The organism is Flavobacterium suncheonense GH29-5 = DSM 17707 (genome assembly GCF_000430025.1).
GTDB lineage: Bacteria > Bacteroidota > Bacteroidia > Flavobacteriales > Flavobacteriaceae > Flavobacterium > Flavobacterium suncheonense.
In genome coordinates this window covers 162,075-178,085 of record NZ_AUCZ01000003.1, presented here as the reverse complement: position 1 = coordinate 178,085, position 16,011 = coordinate 162,075, and the positions used below count along the sequence as shown (strand labels likewise).

The window sequence follows — 16,011 nt, the reverse complement described above, 5'->3', positions numbered from 1 at the left end:
AATCTTTACTCAAAAATTACTTTAAAGTTTGTTTTTATTGAATCGTTTAAATCAAGATTGAAAAAGTAAACTCCAGATTGTTTGATGAAGCTGTCTGTAATTATTGAAGTATTATGATATTCTTTTTCAAAAACAGCTTGCCCAATAGCATTATACACTTTAACCGTCGCTTTGTTGTAAAATCCTGCTAAGTCAATATTCACAATACCGTTAGCTGTTGGGTTAGGGTATAGTATAACATTTGGTTTTTGAAAAGCTTCATTGTTTAAGTTGATGTTTTCAAGTTCTACCAGCCAATAATCGAAATTACCTCTTGAATTTTCGGTTTTGTCGCCTGAAATAGAGGAACGAGAAGTACCTCCGGCAATCAGGCTGTTGTCTTTTAAGGCTAAAGAGGTTATTTGGTCAGCATCAGTGCCGCCAATTGTTTTGTCCCACAAAAGTGTTCCATTTTGATTTATTTTTACCAGCCAATAATCATTAACACCTCGTGAATTTTCTGTTTTTGTACCTGAAATTGGAGAAGTAGACCAGCCACCAAGTATATAGTTGTTGTCTGGAGTTTCAATAAGAGCTTTAACTTCCTGACTGTCGTTTCCTCCAAAGCATTTATCCCAGATGATGTTTCCGGCGGAGTCTAATTTTACAATCCAGAAATCGCGGTCACCATAATTGCTTACCGTTTTATCCCCCGAAACTGGCGAACGGGAAGAACCGGCTATCAGGTAATCGTTGTTGCTGGTAACCAAAAGGTAGGGCCAAGAATCTGCGTTGATGCCTCCAATTGTATTTTGCCATAGAATGTTTCCCAAAGCATCGGTTTTAATAACCCAATAATCCCAGCCGTTAGCGCCTTCTGTTTTTACGCCTGAAATTGGTGAAATGGAATCGCCACACATAATATAACCTCCATCTGGCGTATGTTTGATAGAATAGAGAACGTCTTCACCAGAACCACCATAGGTTTTTTGCCAAACAATATTGCCTAAGGCATCTAATTTTAGTACCCAATAATCGACGTCGCCATAATCGGGTTCCGTTTTTTCTCCGGAAATACCCGATAAGAAAGTGTAAGCCCCGATAATAATGCCGTTGTCTAAAGTTTTATCAATATCGGAAGTAAAGTCAAGACCAATGCCTCCAATGGTTTTTTGCCAAAGTATAGTTCCTGAGAAATTAAGTTTTATAACCCAGATGTCTGATTCTCCTCTCGAATTTTCGGTTTTTTCTCCGGAGACATTTGAATTGGATGACCCTCCTAAAATATAACCGTCTGTGGTTTCAATTACTGATGATACGCTGTCGTCATCGTTTCCACCAATAGTTTTTTGCCAAACCGTATTTTTTTGGGCATCCAATTTAATCACCCAGATATCGGCACTTCCTCTTGAATTCTCGGTTTTGTCTCCTGAGATATTAGAATATGAATAGCCAGTAAGTAGTAACCCGTTATCACTGGTTGTAATACAGTGTGTTAAAAAATCAATTTCGCTGCCTCCAAACGTTTTTTGCCACCCCAGGGTTGGGGTTTGCCCCAATAGAAAAAAAGGTAAAAGAAGAAAAAAAGGGATAATCGTTTTCATGCTGACAGCTTTAGGTTTACGAGTAAGTAAAATTAATTAAAAATCCGCTGGGAAATTTCCCAGCGGATTTGTTTTTCAGGGTTTGTATATAATTTCTTCTTTAACAGCACCGTGATCTGTTTCTTTTTGTAGGATATGGTAATGTTGTTCTGTTAAGGCTTCGTATAAATTAGGGTTGTTAACTTGTTCTTGGTTAAGTTCTTGAACAGTTATATTGGTAGAGCCAAAAGTGTTTGTGTGGATATGAGCATCCCCTTAATATAAGGTTCGTTTTGACAAATAACCATCTTGGAACAGTTAACTAAAACCGTTTCATAATGTATACCGCTTAATTGTTGTATTTTTACCCTAAAGTTAAAGGTGTTGTTTTTAATTACCGGAACCTGATTTACATTGGCTGCTAAAGGGTCTTCTCCAAAACTGTCCGGGAATTCATAAGTAAACCCGGGTTGGAAACGGTGTTTCATAAGTAGGTTTCGGCAAACATTGGCCGTACCGTCGTTATTGTTTTGAATGCTAACCACGGTTGAGCCTGCTATGCCTATTGCTTCAAAAGGTTGGTAAAGGCTTTCAACGGTATTCATACATGGTGAGTAATAATTCCAGTTGTTAAGAACAGATTGGTGCATTCGTTGTGCCTGACCATTTGTGAAATGACGATTGCAGGTTAACAAATAACTCATGAAATTACCAATATTTATATTTTCATACGTTTCGCCATAATAATTAGTGTGCGTCGTATCGTTGATTGGGATCGAACAATCGGTTTGAACACAACACGGATAGTCCGGTTGTGCAGGAGTGTCGGCTACTAAATCACCATGAGTTGTGGCATTGTACAAAGGGTTTAGTGGGTCACGGGTCACTCTTTCACAATTCTGAGCATTGTTGAAACCAAAATATGCATGCCTTAAATTTAAGACATGGCCTGTTTCATGAGCAGTTAAGGCTAGATTGGTTTGACTAGTATTATCGGTAAATATACCTTTTGTGAAAAACATATTTGGGCTATTAGGCATGGCAAATCCTGAAACGGGTAATCCTCCTGGAGAACTCTGAATGCTGTTTACAACAAAATAGTTGAAAGCATTTGGGTGAGCATATTCGTCAATCAGGTTTTGTGTTTGCGTGAGGTTGGTGTACGAACCATTCGGTGTTGGGTCATTAATTATTTGATAACCGAGGTACTTAAAATAGATATTGTGCGGGTTAAATGACAAATTTAAAGAGCGAACTGCATTTAAAATTCCTATTTCACTTACGCCATATCCTGGTAAATCGGGTAATCCTGTAAATTGACCATCACTATTTTTTACATAATGAAAAAAAATATTAAAAACCATGGGGGTGTCATTATCAACTAAAGTTAGTTCACCGGGAGGAGGCGGGAATGCGTTAAGATTGATTTCGAAATCGTCTGTGCCACAGCTTATTGTCTCTTGAGCATTAAAAGTTATTGAGAAGAGCAATAATAAATAAAGATAAACTTGTTTCATTTTTATAAGATTTTTTGTAAAAAAATGAAACTTAACTATACAAACAAAAAAAACGATTATTCTGACAAAAAAGATCAGTTTTGTTGTAAAATCTCCACCTCATACAAATTCGAAAAAGTGTCGAAAATCATTTCGGCATTTTTTTTTCGGGTAGCAATTTCAATTTCGCAACTCATTTCCATTTTCTGGGCAATGATATCCAGATTTTTTTCTTTGATGATCCGCATCACTTTGTTCATGTTTTTGTAATCGAAGCGAACCAGGTAATGAATGTCGATGGTTTTTTCAACAATGTCTGAAACTTCCAAAGCCATTTGCGCAGCGGTTTTGTAAGCAGAAATCAAGCCGCCGACACCCAGTTTTACGCCGCCAAAATAACGAACGACCACTACCAGAACATTAGTAACTTCAAAAGACTGGATTTGTCCGTAAATGGGCATGCCGGCCGAATTGTTTGGTTCGCCGTCGTCATTGGCGCGGTACTGGATTTTTTCGGTACCCAATTGAAAAGCATAACACCAATGCCGGGCAGAAAAGTGTTGTTTTTTCAGATTTTCCACGATGCTTTTCACTTCTTCTTCCGTAGTAACCGGAAAGGCGTAACCGAAAAACTTGCTGTTTTTTTCTTTATAGAGCACTTCTTCCGAAGGGGAAGCTAAGGTTTTATACGAATCCTGTTCCAAGGGGCAGTTACCAGTTTTTATCCAACAAATCTACCACATCTTCTTTGCCGACTTCCAAATTCCAGACCTGAAGTCCTAAATTAGCGGCTACTTCGGTATTGTGGCGGTTGTCGTCTACAAAAAGGGTGCGTTGCGGATCTAAGTTGTGACGGTTGATAATGTAATTGAAAATTTCCGGATCGGGTTTTCGCAGTCCGATTTCATACGAAAAATACACCTTTTCGAAACATTGGTAAAAGTCGCGGCTGAAGGTCATGCCCACTTTGTGTTCGAATTTATCGATATGCGTTTTGTCTGTATTGCTTAACAGAAACAAACGGTATTTGGTGGCTAATTTTTGCAGAAACTCCAAACGATACAACGGGAAATCCAATAAAATGGAATTCCAGGCTTCCCGGATCTCGTCTAATTCCCGGTTGGGAATATAACGCTGAAAAGCCTTAAAAAACTGTAATTCGTCAATCTTGCCTTTTTCGTAACGCTTGTTCAGGCTGTCTAAATCTTCATTCCAGCAGGTCAATCCGATTTTGCGCATATGGTCAAAAGGCGCTTCCTGGCTCAGATTGATAAAAACATTTCCGAAATCAAAAATAATGGTGTCAATCATAGTTCTTGAACATTAATAATTCGTCCTCAAGAATCATTTTTTTTTGGATTAGGTTACCTTGTAATTTCGGAGAAGGCGTTCCTTCTGAAAAAAGTTGGTTTCCTTTAAAAATTCTGGCTTCGTCCCAGATATTCGCATCGATAAAAGTTTGAAGCGTTTGTCGTCCGCCCTCAACAATTACAGACTGAATACCGTACCTGTAAAGTACTTCGGTAATCGTTTTTGCCAGTGCATTAGCAAAGTTACAATTTTCGAAAAAAACAGCTTCAAAATTTTCAGAATTTCGATTTTCGGTAAGAATAATCGTTTTTATGGAATTGTCTTTTACATGGTAACCTGATGTAATCTTTCCTGTCCGATCCAAAACCACCCGAACCGGATTGTTGCCTTTCCAGTCCCGAACGTCCAATTTCGGATTATCGTCCAAAACGGTTTGTGTGCCTACTAAAATCGCCTGTTCTTCGCTGCGCCATTGGTGCACCAATTGTCTCGAATACGGATTGGTAATCCACACTGGTTTTTGTTCCGATTTGGTTTTCGGCGCGATGAAACCGTCGGCAGTTTCGGCCCATTTCAAAATAACATACGGTCTTTTCTGCTGATGAAAAGTGAAGAAACGTTTGTTGAGTTCGTTGCATTCATCTTCCAAAACGCCAACTGTTACATTGCAACCGGCTTCCATTAGTTTTTTGATGCCGTTTCCGGCCACTTTCGCGAAAGGGTCAATCGTACCGATAACCACGTTTGGGATTTTGTGTCGGATAATCAAATCAGCGCAGGGCGGCGTTTTGCCAAAATGACTGCACGGTTCCAGACTCACGTAAATGGTCGCTTTTGGAAGCAGCGATTTGTCGGTAACGGAATTAATGGCATTTACTTCGGCATGAGGTTCTCCGGCTTTCCGATGCCAGCCTTCGCCGATAATTTTGCCGTCGTGTACAATCACACTGCCCACCATCGGATTCGGATACGTCGTTCCCAAACCGTTTTTCGCCAATTCGATGCAGCGCTGCATATATTTTTCTTGTATCTTCACCCTGCAAAATTAAGCTATTTCTTGACAATGAGCGAAGTGATTTTACGGGAAATCCAAAAGGCTGACAATGTTTCCGTTGCGAAAGTAATCCGCAGTGTTTTGGAGGAATTTAACGTGCCGAAGGTGGGCACTGCATACGCCGATCCGCAGCTGGATTGCATGTTTGAAACGTATTCCGAACCGAATTCGGTGTATTTTGTAGTCGAAAAAGAAGGCAGAATCATCGGAGGTGCCGGAATTGCGCCCTTGGCCAACGGTTCGCCCAAAGTTTGTGAATTACAGAAAATGTATTTTTTACCCGAAACACGCGGCTTGGGAATCGGAGCAAGGATGATGGAGCTTTGTCTGCAAAAAGCAAAAGCATTTGGTTTTGAGCAATGTTACCTCGAAACCATGCCATACATGGAAGCGGCGCAGAAACTGTATGTAAAATCAGGGTTTACCTATCTTGAGCAACCGATGGGCTGCACGGGTCATTCTTCCTGTCCGGTCTGGATGCTGAAACTTTTGGAATAAAAAAGTTGTTTTCTTTGATTTGTTTTTAAAATACGATATTTTTGTCTCTTTTTCAAAAATAGTACGATTACTTTGAAAATCCGTTTTGAATGAATCTCAAAATTTGTATTTTGCAGAGTGATTGAACACCAGATAATCAAGATAAGACTATGTTTTCAAAAGCATGTGAATACGGAATCAGAGCCACTATTTTTATAGCGTCCGAATCTTTAAAAAGCAACAGAGTCGGGCAGAAAGAAATCGCGGAGGAAATTGATTCTCCGGTGGCTTTTACGGCTAAAATCCTTCAGAAACTCGTACATCGCAACATTGTGAGTTCGGCCAAAGGAGTTGGAGGCGGGTTCAGCATTGAAAAGACGCGAATGAAAGAGGTAAAACTGGCAGATATCGTTGAAGCCATAGACGGCGATTCGATTTTCAGAGGTTGCGGTTTGGGACTTCGCGATTGTTCGGAAGTACGTCCTTGTCCGGTGCACGACAAATTCAAATTCATAAAAGCAGAATTAATAACGATGCTGGAAAACACTACCTTGGAAGAGTTGGCTTTAGGCATTAAGTCCGGATATACGTTCTTACGGTATTAAAAACAAAAAGGCTTGAATTTTCAAGCCTTTTTTTGTTATACCAACGCACCGATTTCTACGGTTTCGAGTGCTGTTTTGTATTGGTTCAGTTGGTTCTGAATCGCTTCTTTCTCTTTTTGGAAATAGTTTCCGCCCGCAAAAAGATTCCGGTAATACTCAATGCCCGACAGCAGATTTTCCTTAAAATGGTTCAGTTTCTTTTGTTGTGCGGTATTTCCCGATTCTAAGGCTTCCTGTACCTCCTTTCTGAAATAGTTCAGGTACAGCGAGAGTTCTTTTACAAACAGGTTCGGACGCTTCACGTTGTTTAACACGGATTTGTAACCGTAGATGTGCTGTACCATTTCAAACAAAGAATATTGTCGGTCGAAATACGCAATATTGGGTCCGGGACACACCACTACGCCTTGTGCTTCTCCTTTAATTTTGATATTGTTTTCCAACAAGGAAGCGTTCGCCAGACCGATGCAGAGGCAGGATTTTTCTGTAATGGTTCTTTGTTTTTTAGCATATTCCTTATCCGACAGATTTTCTTTTTCGGATTCGAGTTCCGACAGTTTTAACTCCTGATATTTCCGGGATGCGGTGCAGATACCTTTTTTATCGTATTCTTTGCTCAGCGCCAGATATTTTTTCGGACAGGAACTTCCCGCTTTATTTTCGCGAATACGTTTTTCCCGCAGCAGCTCATTAGTTGTTCCTTTAACCATATTGAACGGAACGCCCAGCGGTGAAATATTGCTCAGATAAAGATCTTCCTCTTTGGCTTTTGCCAGTAATTCTCGGGTGTCGTTATCCGATGACGTCGCTTCCGGAACCAACAGGAAAGGCGAGCCCCAGCCCACGGAATCCGTTTTGTAAAAATCGAGTAAAAACTCGTGTTCTTCGGCAGTTCCCACGCCGCCCTGAACGGTGATTTTTAAATCCAGAGGTGCTTCGGGTACGGGAAGGTTTTTTTGTTGCAACGCTTTGCACAACAATTCATGTGCAGAAGCAATCAGGTTTTCTTTTTTCTGTTTGAATTCTTCCAAAATCGGGCCCAATAAAAAGCCATCGGTGGCAAAAGCATGTCCGCCGCAATTTAAGCCGGATTCGATGCGGTATTCGGAAACCCACAAGCCTTTTTTAGCCAAAAAATTGCCCTGAATCATCGCCGATCGGAAATCGCTTACTTTCAGGATGATTTTTTTCTTCAGTGCTGAATTTTCGTCGGGAAAGAAATCCGGAAAGCTTTCAAAATAACTGTACAGTCTCGGATTCATACCGGCAGACAGCACCACGGATGAATTTAAAGTGCTGTTGGCAAAACCCCGTAAAGCGGCGTGCGCATCGTTGAATTCTATGGGAAGCTGTTCTTTTTTGTCGAAATTGTCCTTGTCGACTTTTGTCATGATATTGATGTCAATTGCTCCGGGATAAAGATTTTTCTCCAGATAATTTTTGATGTTCTCTTTGATGATACAACCTTCCTGAAGGAAATTTTCCAGTCCTTTCTTAATTTCAGATTTGTTCGGCAACATCGTAATGAAATTTTCCAGGGCGGCTTTGCTTTCCGAAAGTTCGGTTTTGAAATGTTCGAATTTTGAAGTTACGATTTTGTCGACCGTGTTTAAATAGGAAGTGATGCGTTTGGCGCGGTAATCACTTATTTTCTGTGAAATTTCCTGATAGGGCAAATTGAATTTTTTGCTGTAAAAAGCGTTCATTTTTTCGATGAGTTCATCATCCATAATGGAAATTACCGACGAAATACCGTATTGCGCCACACGGATAGGACTGTCTATGGTATACGCCAATCCCATGACGGGTATGTGGAAAGTATGTAAGGAATTGGTTTTTAGAGTGCTTTTCATTGTATTGAATTTAATTCGCAAATATTGCCCTTCTAATTTTAGTAAAAACTGATAAAAATCATACTTCCTTGTTTTTATTAAGGATAATTTTGTCTTCTATTGTTTTTAACTGCTATGACACATAAGAAAACGAAAATTTACATGGGCTGTATGCTTGCTTTGGTTAGTGTTTTCGGGTTGTACAATTTTACGATTTACGCCGATGATGATGCACAATACAAAACCCCACTGAGTGAAAAAGCGCTCCACGGACAAGCCCTCTGGCAGCAGAACAATTGTTTTTCCTGTCATCAGTTGTACGGTTTGGGCGGCTATCTGGGGCCGGATTTAACCAATGTGTTTTCAGCGGAAAACAAAGGGCCGGAGTACATCAAAGCTTTTCTGAACAGCGGTGTTAAAACAATGCCTAAGTTCCGTTTTTCCGAAGCGGAGAAAGAAGCCCTCACCACTTTTCTGAAAGAAGTGGATGCCTCCGGTTATTATCCGAATTATAATGCAACCATAACACCCGACGGATGGGTTACTATTGAGTATAAAAATGAAAAGAGCCAGGAATAACAGAACTACGGAAAAGCGAATTCCATTTTATACCTACGACAACTAATTATGAATACGATACGAAATAAAACATCCATACTCTTCATCGCTACTGCACTACTGGCTTTATTACTGGGAATGATCTTCGGAATTCTGTCCGGATTGCAATACATTCTTCCCGAATTTATAAAAGAAATACTTCCTTTTAACAGTCTGCGTCCGTTCCATGTAACGAGTGTTATTGCCTGGATTATTCTTTGTGCCGTTGGAGGGATTTATTATTATTTGCCGAATTCGGAAGCCCTGCGTCTGTATTCCGCCCGATTGTTGCAAATCCATTATTTTCTATTTTTGATCATTGGTCTTGCTGTTTACTACAGCTATTTTACAGGAGATTTCGGTGGAAAAGAATATCTCGAATTTCCGCCCTATCTGATGTTGCCGATACTTTTCGGCTGGCTGTTGTTCGGTATTAATTATTACAAAACGATGGTGGGCAAAATCCGAAACTGGCCGGTGTATTACTGGATGTGGGGCACGGGAATCATTTTTATGACCTATCATTTGAGTGAAGCCTACCTGTGGCTGCACCCGGAGATTAAAAACAATTTCATCAAATCGTTGGCCATTCAGTGGAAAGCCGGAGGTTCGTTTGTAGGCTCCTGGAACATGCTGGTGTACGGTACGGCGATTTATCTGATGGCGAAAATAAAAGGCGACGACAGTATCGGCAGAAACCGGAAATCGTTCTTCTTTTACTTTCTCGGTCTTACCAATTTAATGTTCGGATGGGCGCATCACATTTATATTGTTCCGACGGCGCCCTGGGTTCGTTATGTCGCCTATGGTATCAGCATGACCGAATGGATTATCTTATTCCACATGCTTTACGAATGGAAAAAGTCGCTTCCGGAGGAAACCAAAATCAAAAACCTGTTGCCGTATAAATTTCTGGTAATGGCCGATGTCTGGGTTTTTCTGAATCTGATTTTGGCCTTGTTGTTTTCCATTCCGGCCATCAATTTTTTTACGCACGGCACGCATATTACGGTAGCGCATTCGATGGGAACAACCATCGGAATTAATACTACTATTTTACTGGCTTCGGTATTGTATATCATCACTAAAAACAAGCCTGATATAAATCTTTCGTTCATCAGTAAAGGCTTCCGGATTTTTAATGTTTCGCTTTTGCTTTTCTGGCTGTGCTTACTTGCGGCCGGGGTAAAACGAAGTCATTGGATGTATTTTACCAAAGGGATTCCGTTTTCCGAAATGCAGTCGCAGTCACATTGGATTTACGTCGCCTTTTTACTTTTCGGAACCGGAATTTTTATCGGATTATTGGTCATAACGCTGCCGGTACTAAAAACAATCATAACAACCTACAACCTGAAAGGGATTAATGAAAATGAGCACCCATGAAAAATCTTAAAGAAAAAATACTCGAGTTAAAAAAACAGAAAAATGCCGTCATACTGGCGCATTATTATCAGGAAGCCGACATACAGGAAGTTGCGGATTATGTAGGGGACAGCCTCGGATTATCGCAGGAAGCCGCAAAAGCGGATGCGGATATTATTCTTTTTGCCGGCGTGCATTTTATGGCCGAAACCGCTAAAATCCTGAATCCCAATAAAAAAGTAATCCTACCCGATCTGAAAGCCGGATGTTCCCTGGCCGATTCCTGTCCGCCGGATTTGTTCGGTGCTTTTGCCTTAAAACACGCCGATCATATGGTAGTTACCTACGTGAATTGTTCCGCCGAAATTAAGGCGATGAGCGACATCGTTTGTACCTCTTCCAATGCGGTAAAAATTGTGGAATCCATACCCGAAGAAGTGCCGATTTTATTCGCTCCCGATAAAAATTTAGGCAAATACATCATGGAGAAAACCGGACGAAAGATGTTGTTGTGGGACGGCTCTTGTGTGGTGCACGAAGCGTTTTCGCTGGACAAGTTAATCGCACTGCACAAGAAACATCCCGATGCCGAAATCATCGCGCATCCCGAATCGGAAACCCATATTCTGAAAACCGCGAATTACATCGGTTCGACAGCGGGAATGATTGACTATGTGAAGAAAAGCAGTAAAGCAAAATTCATCATCGCTACCGAAGCCGGAATTTTGTACAAAATGCAACAGGAAGTTCCCGGGAAAACCCTGATTCCTGCGCCGTCAAACGAAGACAATACCTGCGCCTGCAGCGAATGTGCCTACATGAAAATGAATACGTTGCAGAAAGTTTACGATTGTCTGGTAAGCGAAAGTCCGGAAATCATCGTGCCGGAAACCATCCGTGAAAAAGCATTGCTGCCTATTGAAAGAATGTTGGAATTATCAAAATAAGTATGAGAACAGATTATCTGATCATTGGTTCAGGCGTGGCGGGATTAACTTTTGCCCTTAAAATCGCCAATCATTTTCCGGAACGAAAGGTTACTATCATAACGAAATCGGAGGAAGCGGAATCGAATACCAAATACGCACAGGGCGGTGTGGCGGTAGTGATTGATGAGATCGAAGATTCCTACGAAAAACACATTCAGGACACGCTGCTGGCCGGCGACGGAATCTGCGATGCTGAGATTGTGGAAATGGTGATAACCGAAGGGCCCAAACGCTTTAAGGAGCTGGTTGCCTGGGGTGCCAAATTTGATAAGAATTCCGAGGGTGAATTCGATTTGGGTAAAGAAGGCGGTCATTCCGAAAACAGAGTGGTACACCACAAAGACCAAACCGGATTTGAAATTGAACGCACCATCTTAAGACAAGTCAACCGAACCCGGAACATTACTATTTTAGAATACCATTTTGCCCTCGAATTAATCCTTGAAAACAACCGGTGTTACGGTGTTTACATGATGAATGAAAATAACGGGAACATCGAAATCTGTAAAGCCGGATACACGGTTTTAGCCACCGGAGGGATAGGGCAGGTGTACGGACATACCACAAACCCGGAAATTGCCACCGGAGACGGTATTGCCATGGCGTATAGGGCCGGAGCCAAAATTAAAGACATGGAATTTATCCAGTTTCATCCGACGGCTTTGTTTGATGAAACAGCATCGGAGACCTTTCTCATTTCGGAGGCGGTTCGCGGGTTTGGCGCTTTTTTGCGCAATGCGGAAGGAAAACGTTTCATGTCGGATTACGATGCGAGAGGAGAACTGGCTTCGCGTGATATAGTTTCGCAAAGTATTTACAAGGAATTAAAAGACAGTCAGCAAAAATGTGTTTACCTCGATTGTACCCATTTGGACGGTAACGAGTTCCGGCAACATTTTCCGATGATTTACCGCCATTGTCAGGATATCGGAATTGATATTGCAAAAGACTGGATTCCTGTGATACCGGCGCAGCATTATCTTTGCGGCGGCATTGTAACGGATAAAAACGGAAAAACCTCCATCGAGCATCTTTTTGCGTGCGGCGAATGTTCCCGAACCGGATTGCACGGCGCTAACCGATTGGCTTCAAACTCGTTATTGGAAGCATTGGTGTTTTCCAACAGGATTTTTAAATACATTTCGAGTACATCGTTAATCTCTTTAACGGTCAATAAAGAATTTTCAGAGTGGCATCCGATACAGAAAGGGGAAATTCCGTCCGGTTATATAAAGGAAACAGAGGAAGAACTTCAGTTGCTCATGCGGGAAAATGCCGGAATTGTCCGTAACGATGCCGATTTGCTTTCGGCAAAAGCCAGATTAATACAACTGCAGAAAGAAGTAGAAGGGAAGTACAAGCAGTATGTGATAACCACCTCACTTTGTGAATTGCGAAACATGATTCAGGTGGCTCTGCTAATTGTGGAACAGTCCTTACAGCGAACCAAAAATTGCGGCGGTTTTCTGAAAACAAATGCCTGCGTAGCGGTCTAAAAGGGCGATGAGAATACTCCGGCAACTGCAACTTGAATTTTCAGCGCTTTTCTGCTACAGGAAGAGTGAACGCTCCTGGCATATTCCGTTTTTGGCCTCTTTATGTGTCGGAATTCCGTTGTTTATCGGTTATTATCTGAACAAACCCGAATACGGAATAACGTCCTGTGTTGGCGGCTTGGTTTTTCTGTATTTGCCCGGCGGTTCGTTGGCCCGAAGAATGGTAACCATGCTGGCCTGCTCTTTCGGATTTGTATTCGCGTATACCATTGGTGTTTTGTTTAGTTTTCAGCCGTATTTGTCTTCCGTTGTATTGGGACTTTTTGCCGCTTTTGTGCATTGGGTATCCCGCTTTTTTCAGTTAAAACCACCAGGAAATTTTTTCTTTATCATGATTGCTTCCATAGCCAGTTGCATGCCTTTTGCTCCTGAGGAAATACCGGCAAAAGTGGGATTAATGGCGATGGGAACCCTGCTGGCGACCGTAATTGCTTTTGTTTACAGTATGCTGATAACCAAAGGTGTTGCCTTTTTATCAGAATTTGTCGTAGTTGTACAGCGCAATTATGTAACGATTTTTGAAGCTGTTGTGATTGGATTTTTCATGTCACTTTCGTTACTGATTGGTTTGCTGCTGAAACTGGACAATCCGTACTGGCTGCCGATTTCGTGTGCGGCCGTAATTCAGGGCGTAACGTTGCAACAGGTTTGGCGAAGGACGTTTCAGCGTATTCTGGGCACTTTTGCCGGACTGGTACTTACCTGGTTTTTGCTTCAGCTGGAGCTCAATTTGTTTTGGATCTGTTTCAGCATCGTTGTCTTTCAGTTTATCGTGGAAACCCTGATTGTGCGACAATATGCGCTAACCATCGTATTTATTACACCGCTCACCATTTTTCTGGCAGACGTCGGGAATTCACTTCGGATGGAACCCGGCGAATTAATCGCAACCCGTTTTTTGGATATCATCATCGGAAGCGTAATCGGAGCCGTTGCGGGTTGGTTGTTGCATCATCAGTACCTTCGCAACCAGTCGGAACGCCAAATCCGGAAAACTCGAATCGCCCTGTATCGGAAATGAAAATACAGTCGGATTCAGAATTTTACAGACTGAAAGTCAGATTCAGAAATACATTTCTTCCGCGTCTCGGGATGTTGTTCCAATCCGCAAAGGTGGAATATTTGGCGTCTAAAATGTTTTCCATGCCTACTCTTGTATTGAACTTGGTTTTTTCCAATCGGAACAAATAGCCCGCAGCACAATTTAAAATTGCATAATCCGGTGTGTTGTCTTCTCCGTATTTCGGGGCAAACCGATCTTGTTGCGCATTGCCCTGAACGGAAAATTCAGCAGTAAAGGAATTGTTTTGGTAGGCCAAGGTTGAGGTGTATCGGAACGGACTCATAAAAGGTAAGTTTTCCCCGTTGTTGTCTTTCCCCAAACTGTAAACCAATTGATTTTTCCATTTCAAAGAATTCAGCACCTGATATTCCGCGGTAACATCCAGATTGAAAATTTCCGCATAGGATAAAGCGGTATATTCTTTAATTCCGCTGGCGCCAATGGTCATCGGCAAAGCATCGGGATTTACTTTTCCAACGATATAATCGGAAATGTGAAAATAAGAACCCGCTATTTTAGAACTGAACTTTTTGTTTTTATAACCTATCGACGCATTGATTTCCAGCGATTTTTCATTTTTCAGATGCGGATTTCCGATGTAGTCATAGCGGTCAAAACTGTTAAAAAGATAAAAACCGTAGCCTTCCGAAACCGAAGGTGCGCGTTCGCCGTACCCCAATCCGAAAACATAGTCGAAATGGTTTTGGACATACGCAAAGGAACTGGCGCTGCTTTTTAAAATGCGGCTGTTAGTTTTTGCAGCATCCGGATAAAAAATCTGTAAACTTTGTAAACCGAATTCACTAGCCACTTCGTTGGTGTGGTTTCCGACACTCGCGGTAATTTGCAGCGAGCTGTGGCAGTTGAATTCGTAGCGGTCTTCCAGAAACAGTCCGTTGTAAAAGGTTCTCACATCGGGCCAGGTGTACATGAACATCAGGTTTTCATTCGGATTGTTCGGATACATGGTCATTTCGGCTTTGGATTGGTTGTAAAACGAATTCAGATTGGCCTGAAATTGATGTTTTTTATAGCTTCCGGTTATTTTGGAATAGCCGCCAAAAGTGTCGCTCCATCCCGGCATATCCATGTGAATCGGGACGAAAGGACGTTTGGTGTCGTCCATTCTATGGGTAATGGTGTTGTAATACAGTTTGGTTTCCCAATTTTTCAGCACTGTGGAAACGGGTTTGTATTCCAGTTTTAAGGAGGTGATTAAGGCTTCTGCCAGAGAAACGTCCATCGGAAGGGCAGGGTAGCCGACATCTGTGGCTTTATCGTAAATTACGGAGGCTTCAATCAGTTTGTTGTTGTGCCACTGAAAGCCCGAAGTTCCTGAGATGTTGAATTTCCGGAATTGGGAAAACGCCACTTCTTCGTTATTTCCGGCTTTGTAATTGTCGGCATCACGGTACATAAAATCAGTATCCAGATAAAATTTTGCTTTGGAATAATTTACCGCTGTTCCGATTATTTTTTGATTGCTGTTGGTTTCATACCCTGTGTGGAGTGCTCCGTTCCAGCCGGTTTCGCTAAAATTACTTCGGTTGCGTTTCAGGTCTATCGCACCGCCAATGGTAGCGCCGTGGCAAGTGCCCTGTTGTCCGGACGTTACGGTTGCCTCCGAAAGATTCGAGATTTCCACGTAGGAGGTAATCGGGTCCATTTTATCGGTACAGGCGCCAAAAATATGCATGCCTTCGATAGTTACCAGGGTTCTTTCGGTGGCCATATTGTTGATAACCGGTTCCCAGGCATAACCGCCTCGTTTTATCATGGTGATTTTGTTGGACTGTTGTAAATACTCATCAATGGTAGTAAGCGGTTTGGACTGTTTTTGATGTAATTCCGTTTTTTTGCCGATAACAATCACTTCCTCCAAGGGAACGGTTTTCAGGCTGTCTTTTTCCTGAGCCGTCAAAATAGCGGAAGACAGCAATAGCGCAATATGAAAAAAAAGGTTTTTCATGAGGTGTTTTTTTAGCAATAAGTGTGAAGCAATCCAATGGTATTAGCTGCTGCGGTTGCTTTTCTGAAAAGATAAAAAGGCTGAAAGCACTTGAAATACGGTAGTTGTCTTTCAACCTTTTCAGATTAAAGTGGC

At 41.7% G+C, this 16,011-nt stretch carries 14 protein-coding genes; 7 read left to right on the top strand and 7 right to left on the bottom strand.

The features are described from left to right. Positions 1-5: 5 nt before the first annotated feature. The 5 genes from G498_RS0101005 to ribD all read right to left on the bottom strand — a co-directional run bounded on the left by G498_RS0101005 (position 6) and on the right by ribD (position 5,405). Complete coding sequence (locus tag G498_RS0101005) at positions 6-1,583, bottom strand: T9SS type A sorting domain-containing protein (protein WP_026979423.1); 1,578 nt, start codon at positions 1,581-1,583, stop codon at positions 6-8. Between the two features lie 209 nt (positions 1,584-1,792). Next, on the bottom strand, positions 1,793-3,079 hold the full coding sequence (locus G498_RS0101000) for a M43 family zinc metalloprotease (RefSeq protein ID WP_026979422.1): 1,287 nt from the start codon (positions 3,077-3,079) through the stop codon (positions 1,793-1,795). Positions 3,080-3,153: 74 nt separating this feature from the next. After that, positions 3,154-3,762, bottom strand: coding sequence for an IMPACT family protein (locus tag G498_RS0100995; RefSeq protein WP_026979421.1), 609 nt, complete (start codon positions 3,760-3,762; stop codon positions 3,154-3,156). A gap of 7 nt (positions 3,763-3,769) precedes the next feature. Next, the gene (locus G498_RS0100990; RefSeq protein WP_026979420.1) at positions 3,770-4,369 is read right to left on the bottom strand and encodes an HAD family hydrolase; all 600 of its coding nucleotides are present in this window, start codon (positions 4,367-4,369) and stop codon (positions 3,770-3,772) included. Continuing rightward, positions 4,362-5,405, bottom strand: a complete 1,044-nt coding sequence (gene ribD, locus G498_RS0100985) for a bifunctional diaminohydroxyphosphoribosylaminopyrimidine deaminase/5-amino-6-(5-phosphoribosylamino)uracil reductase RibD (RefSeq protein ID WP_026979419.1) — start codon at positions 5,403-5,405, stop codon at positions 4,362-4,364. The genes G498_RS0100990 and ribD overlap by 8 nt, the downstream gene beginning before the upstream one ends. A gap of 27 nt (positions 5,406-5,432) precedes the next feature. Between ribD and G498_RS0100980 the strand changes: the two genes are divergently transcribed. Further along, positions 5,433-5,921: a GNAT family N-acetyltransferase gene (locus tag G498_RS0100980; protein WP_026979418.1), complete on the top strand. Its 489-nt coding sequence runs from the start codon at positions 5,433-5,435 to the stop codon at positions 5,919-5,921. Between the two features lie 149 nt (positions 5,922-6,070). Further along, the gene (locus tag G498_RS0100975) at positions 6,071-6,505 is read left to right on the top strand and encodes an RrF2 family transcriptional regulator (RefSeq protein ID WP_026979417.1); all 435 of its coding nucleotides are present in this window, start codon (positions 6,071-6,073) and stop codon (positions 6,503-6,505) included. 35 nt (positions 6,506-6,540) lie between these two features. On the opposite strand, the gene G498_RS0100970 is transcribed toward G498_RS0100975, so the two are convergent. Beyond that, complete coding sequence (locus G498_RS0100970; RefSeq protein ID WP_035744372.1) at positions 6,541-8,358, bottom strand: hypothetical protein; 1,818 nt, start codon at positions 8,356-8,358, stop codon at positions 6,541-6,543. A 114-nt stretch (positions 8,359-8,472) separates the two neighbouring features. On the opposite strand from G498_RS0100970, the gene G498_RS14525 reads away from it, so the two are divergent. From G498_RS14525 to G498_RS0100945, 5 genes are read left to right on the top strand one after another with little or no spacing between them, the layout of a single operon-like run. Then, the gene (locus G498_RS14525; protein WP_117616527.1) at positions 8,473-8,916 is read left to right on the top strand and encodes a c-type cytochrome; all 444 of its coding nucleotides are present in this window, start codon (positions 8,473-8,475) and stop codon (positions 8,914-8,916) included. Positions 8,917-8,964: 48 nt separating this feature from the next. Next, on the top strand, positions 8,965-10,320 hold the full coding sequence (locus G498_RS14520; RefSeq protein ID WP_081694185.1) for a cbb3-type cytochrome c oxidase subunit I: 1,356 nt from the start codon (positions 8,965-8,967) through the stop codon (positions 10,318-10,320). Then, a complete protein-coding gene (gene nadA / locus G498_RS0100955) occupies positions 10,317-11,246 on the top strand; it encodes a quinolinate synthase NadA (RefSeq protein ID WP_026979415.1) in 930 nt (309 codons plus the stop codon). The genes G498_RS14520 and nadA overlap by 4 nt, the downstream gene beginning before the upstream one ends. Before the next feature lie 2 nt (positions 11,247-11,248). Further along, a complete protein-coding gene (gene nadB, locus G498_RS0100950; RefSeq protein WP_026979414.1) occupies positions 11,249-12,784 on the top strand; it encodes an L-aspartate oxidase in 1,536 nt (511 codons plus the stop codon). 7 nt (positions 12,785-12,791) lie between these two features. Then, the gene (locus tag G498_RS0100945) at positions 12,792-13,865 is read left to right on the top strand and encodes an FUSC family protein (RefSeq protein ID WP_035744368.1); all 1,074 of its coding nucleotides are present in this window, start codon (positions 12,792-12,794) and stop codon (positions 13,863-13,865) included. 22 nt (positions 13,866-13,887) lie between these two features. Here G498_RS0100945 and G498_RS0100940 read toward each other — a convergent pair whose 3' ends face one another. Beyond that, positions 13,888-15,876 (bottom strand): TonB-copper family protein, encoded by a 1,989-nt coding sequence (locus tag G498_RS0100940; RefSeq protein WP_026979412.1) that lies wholly within the window; start codon positions 15,874-15,876, stop codon positions 13,888-13,890. Positions 15,877-16,011 lie beyond the last annotated feature (135 nt).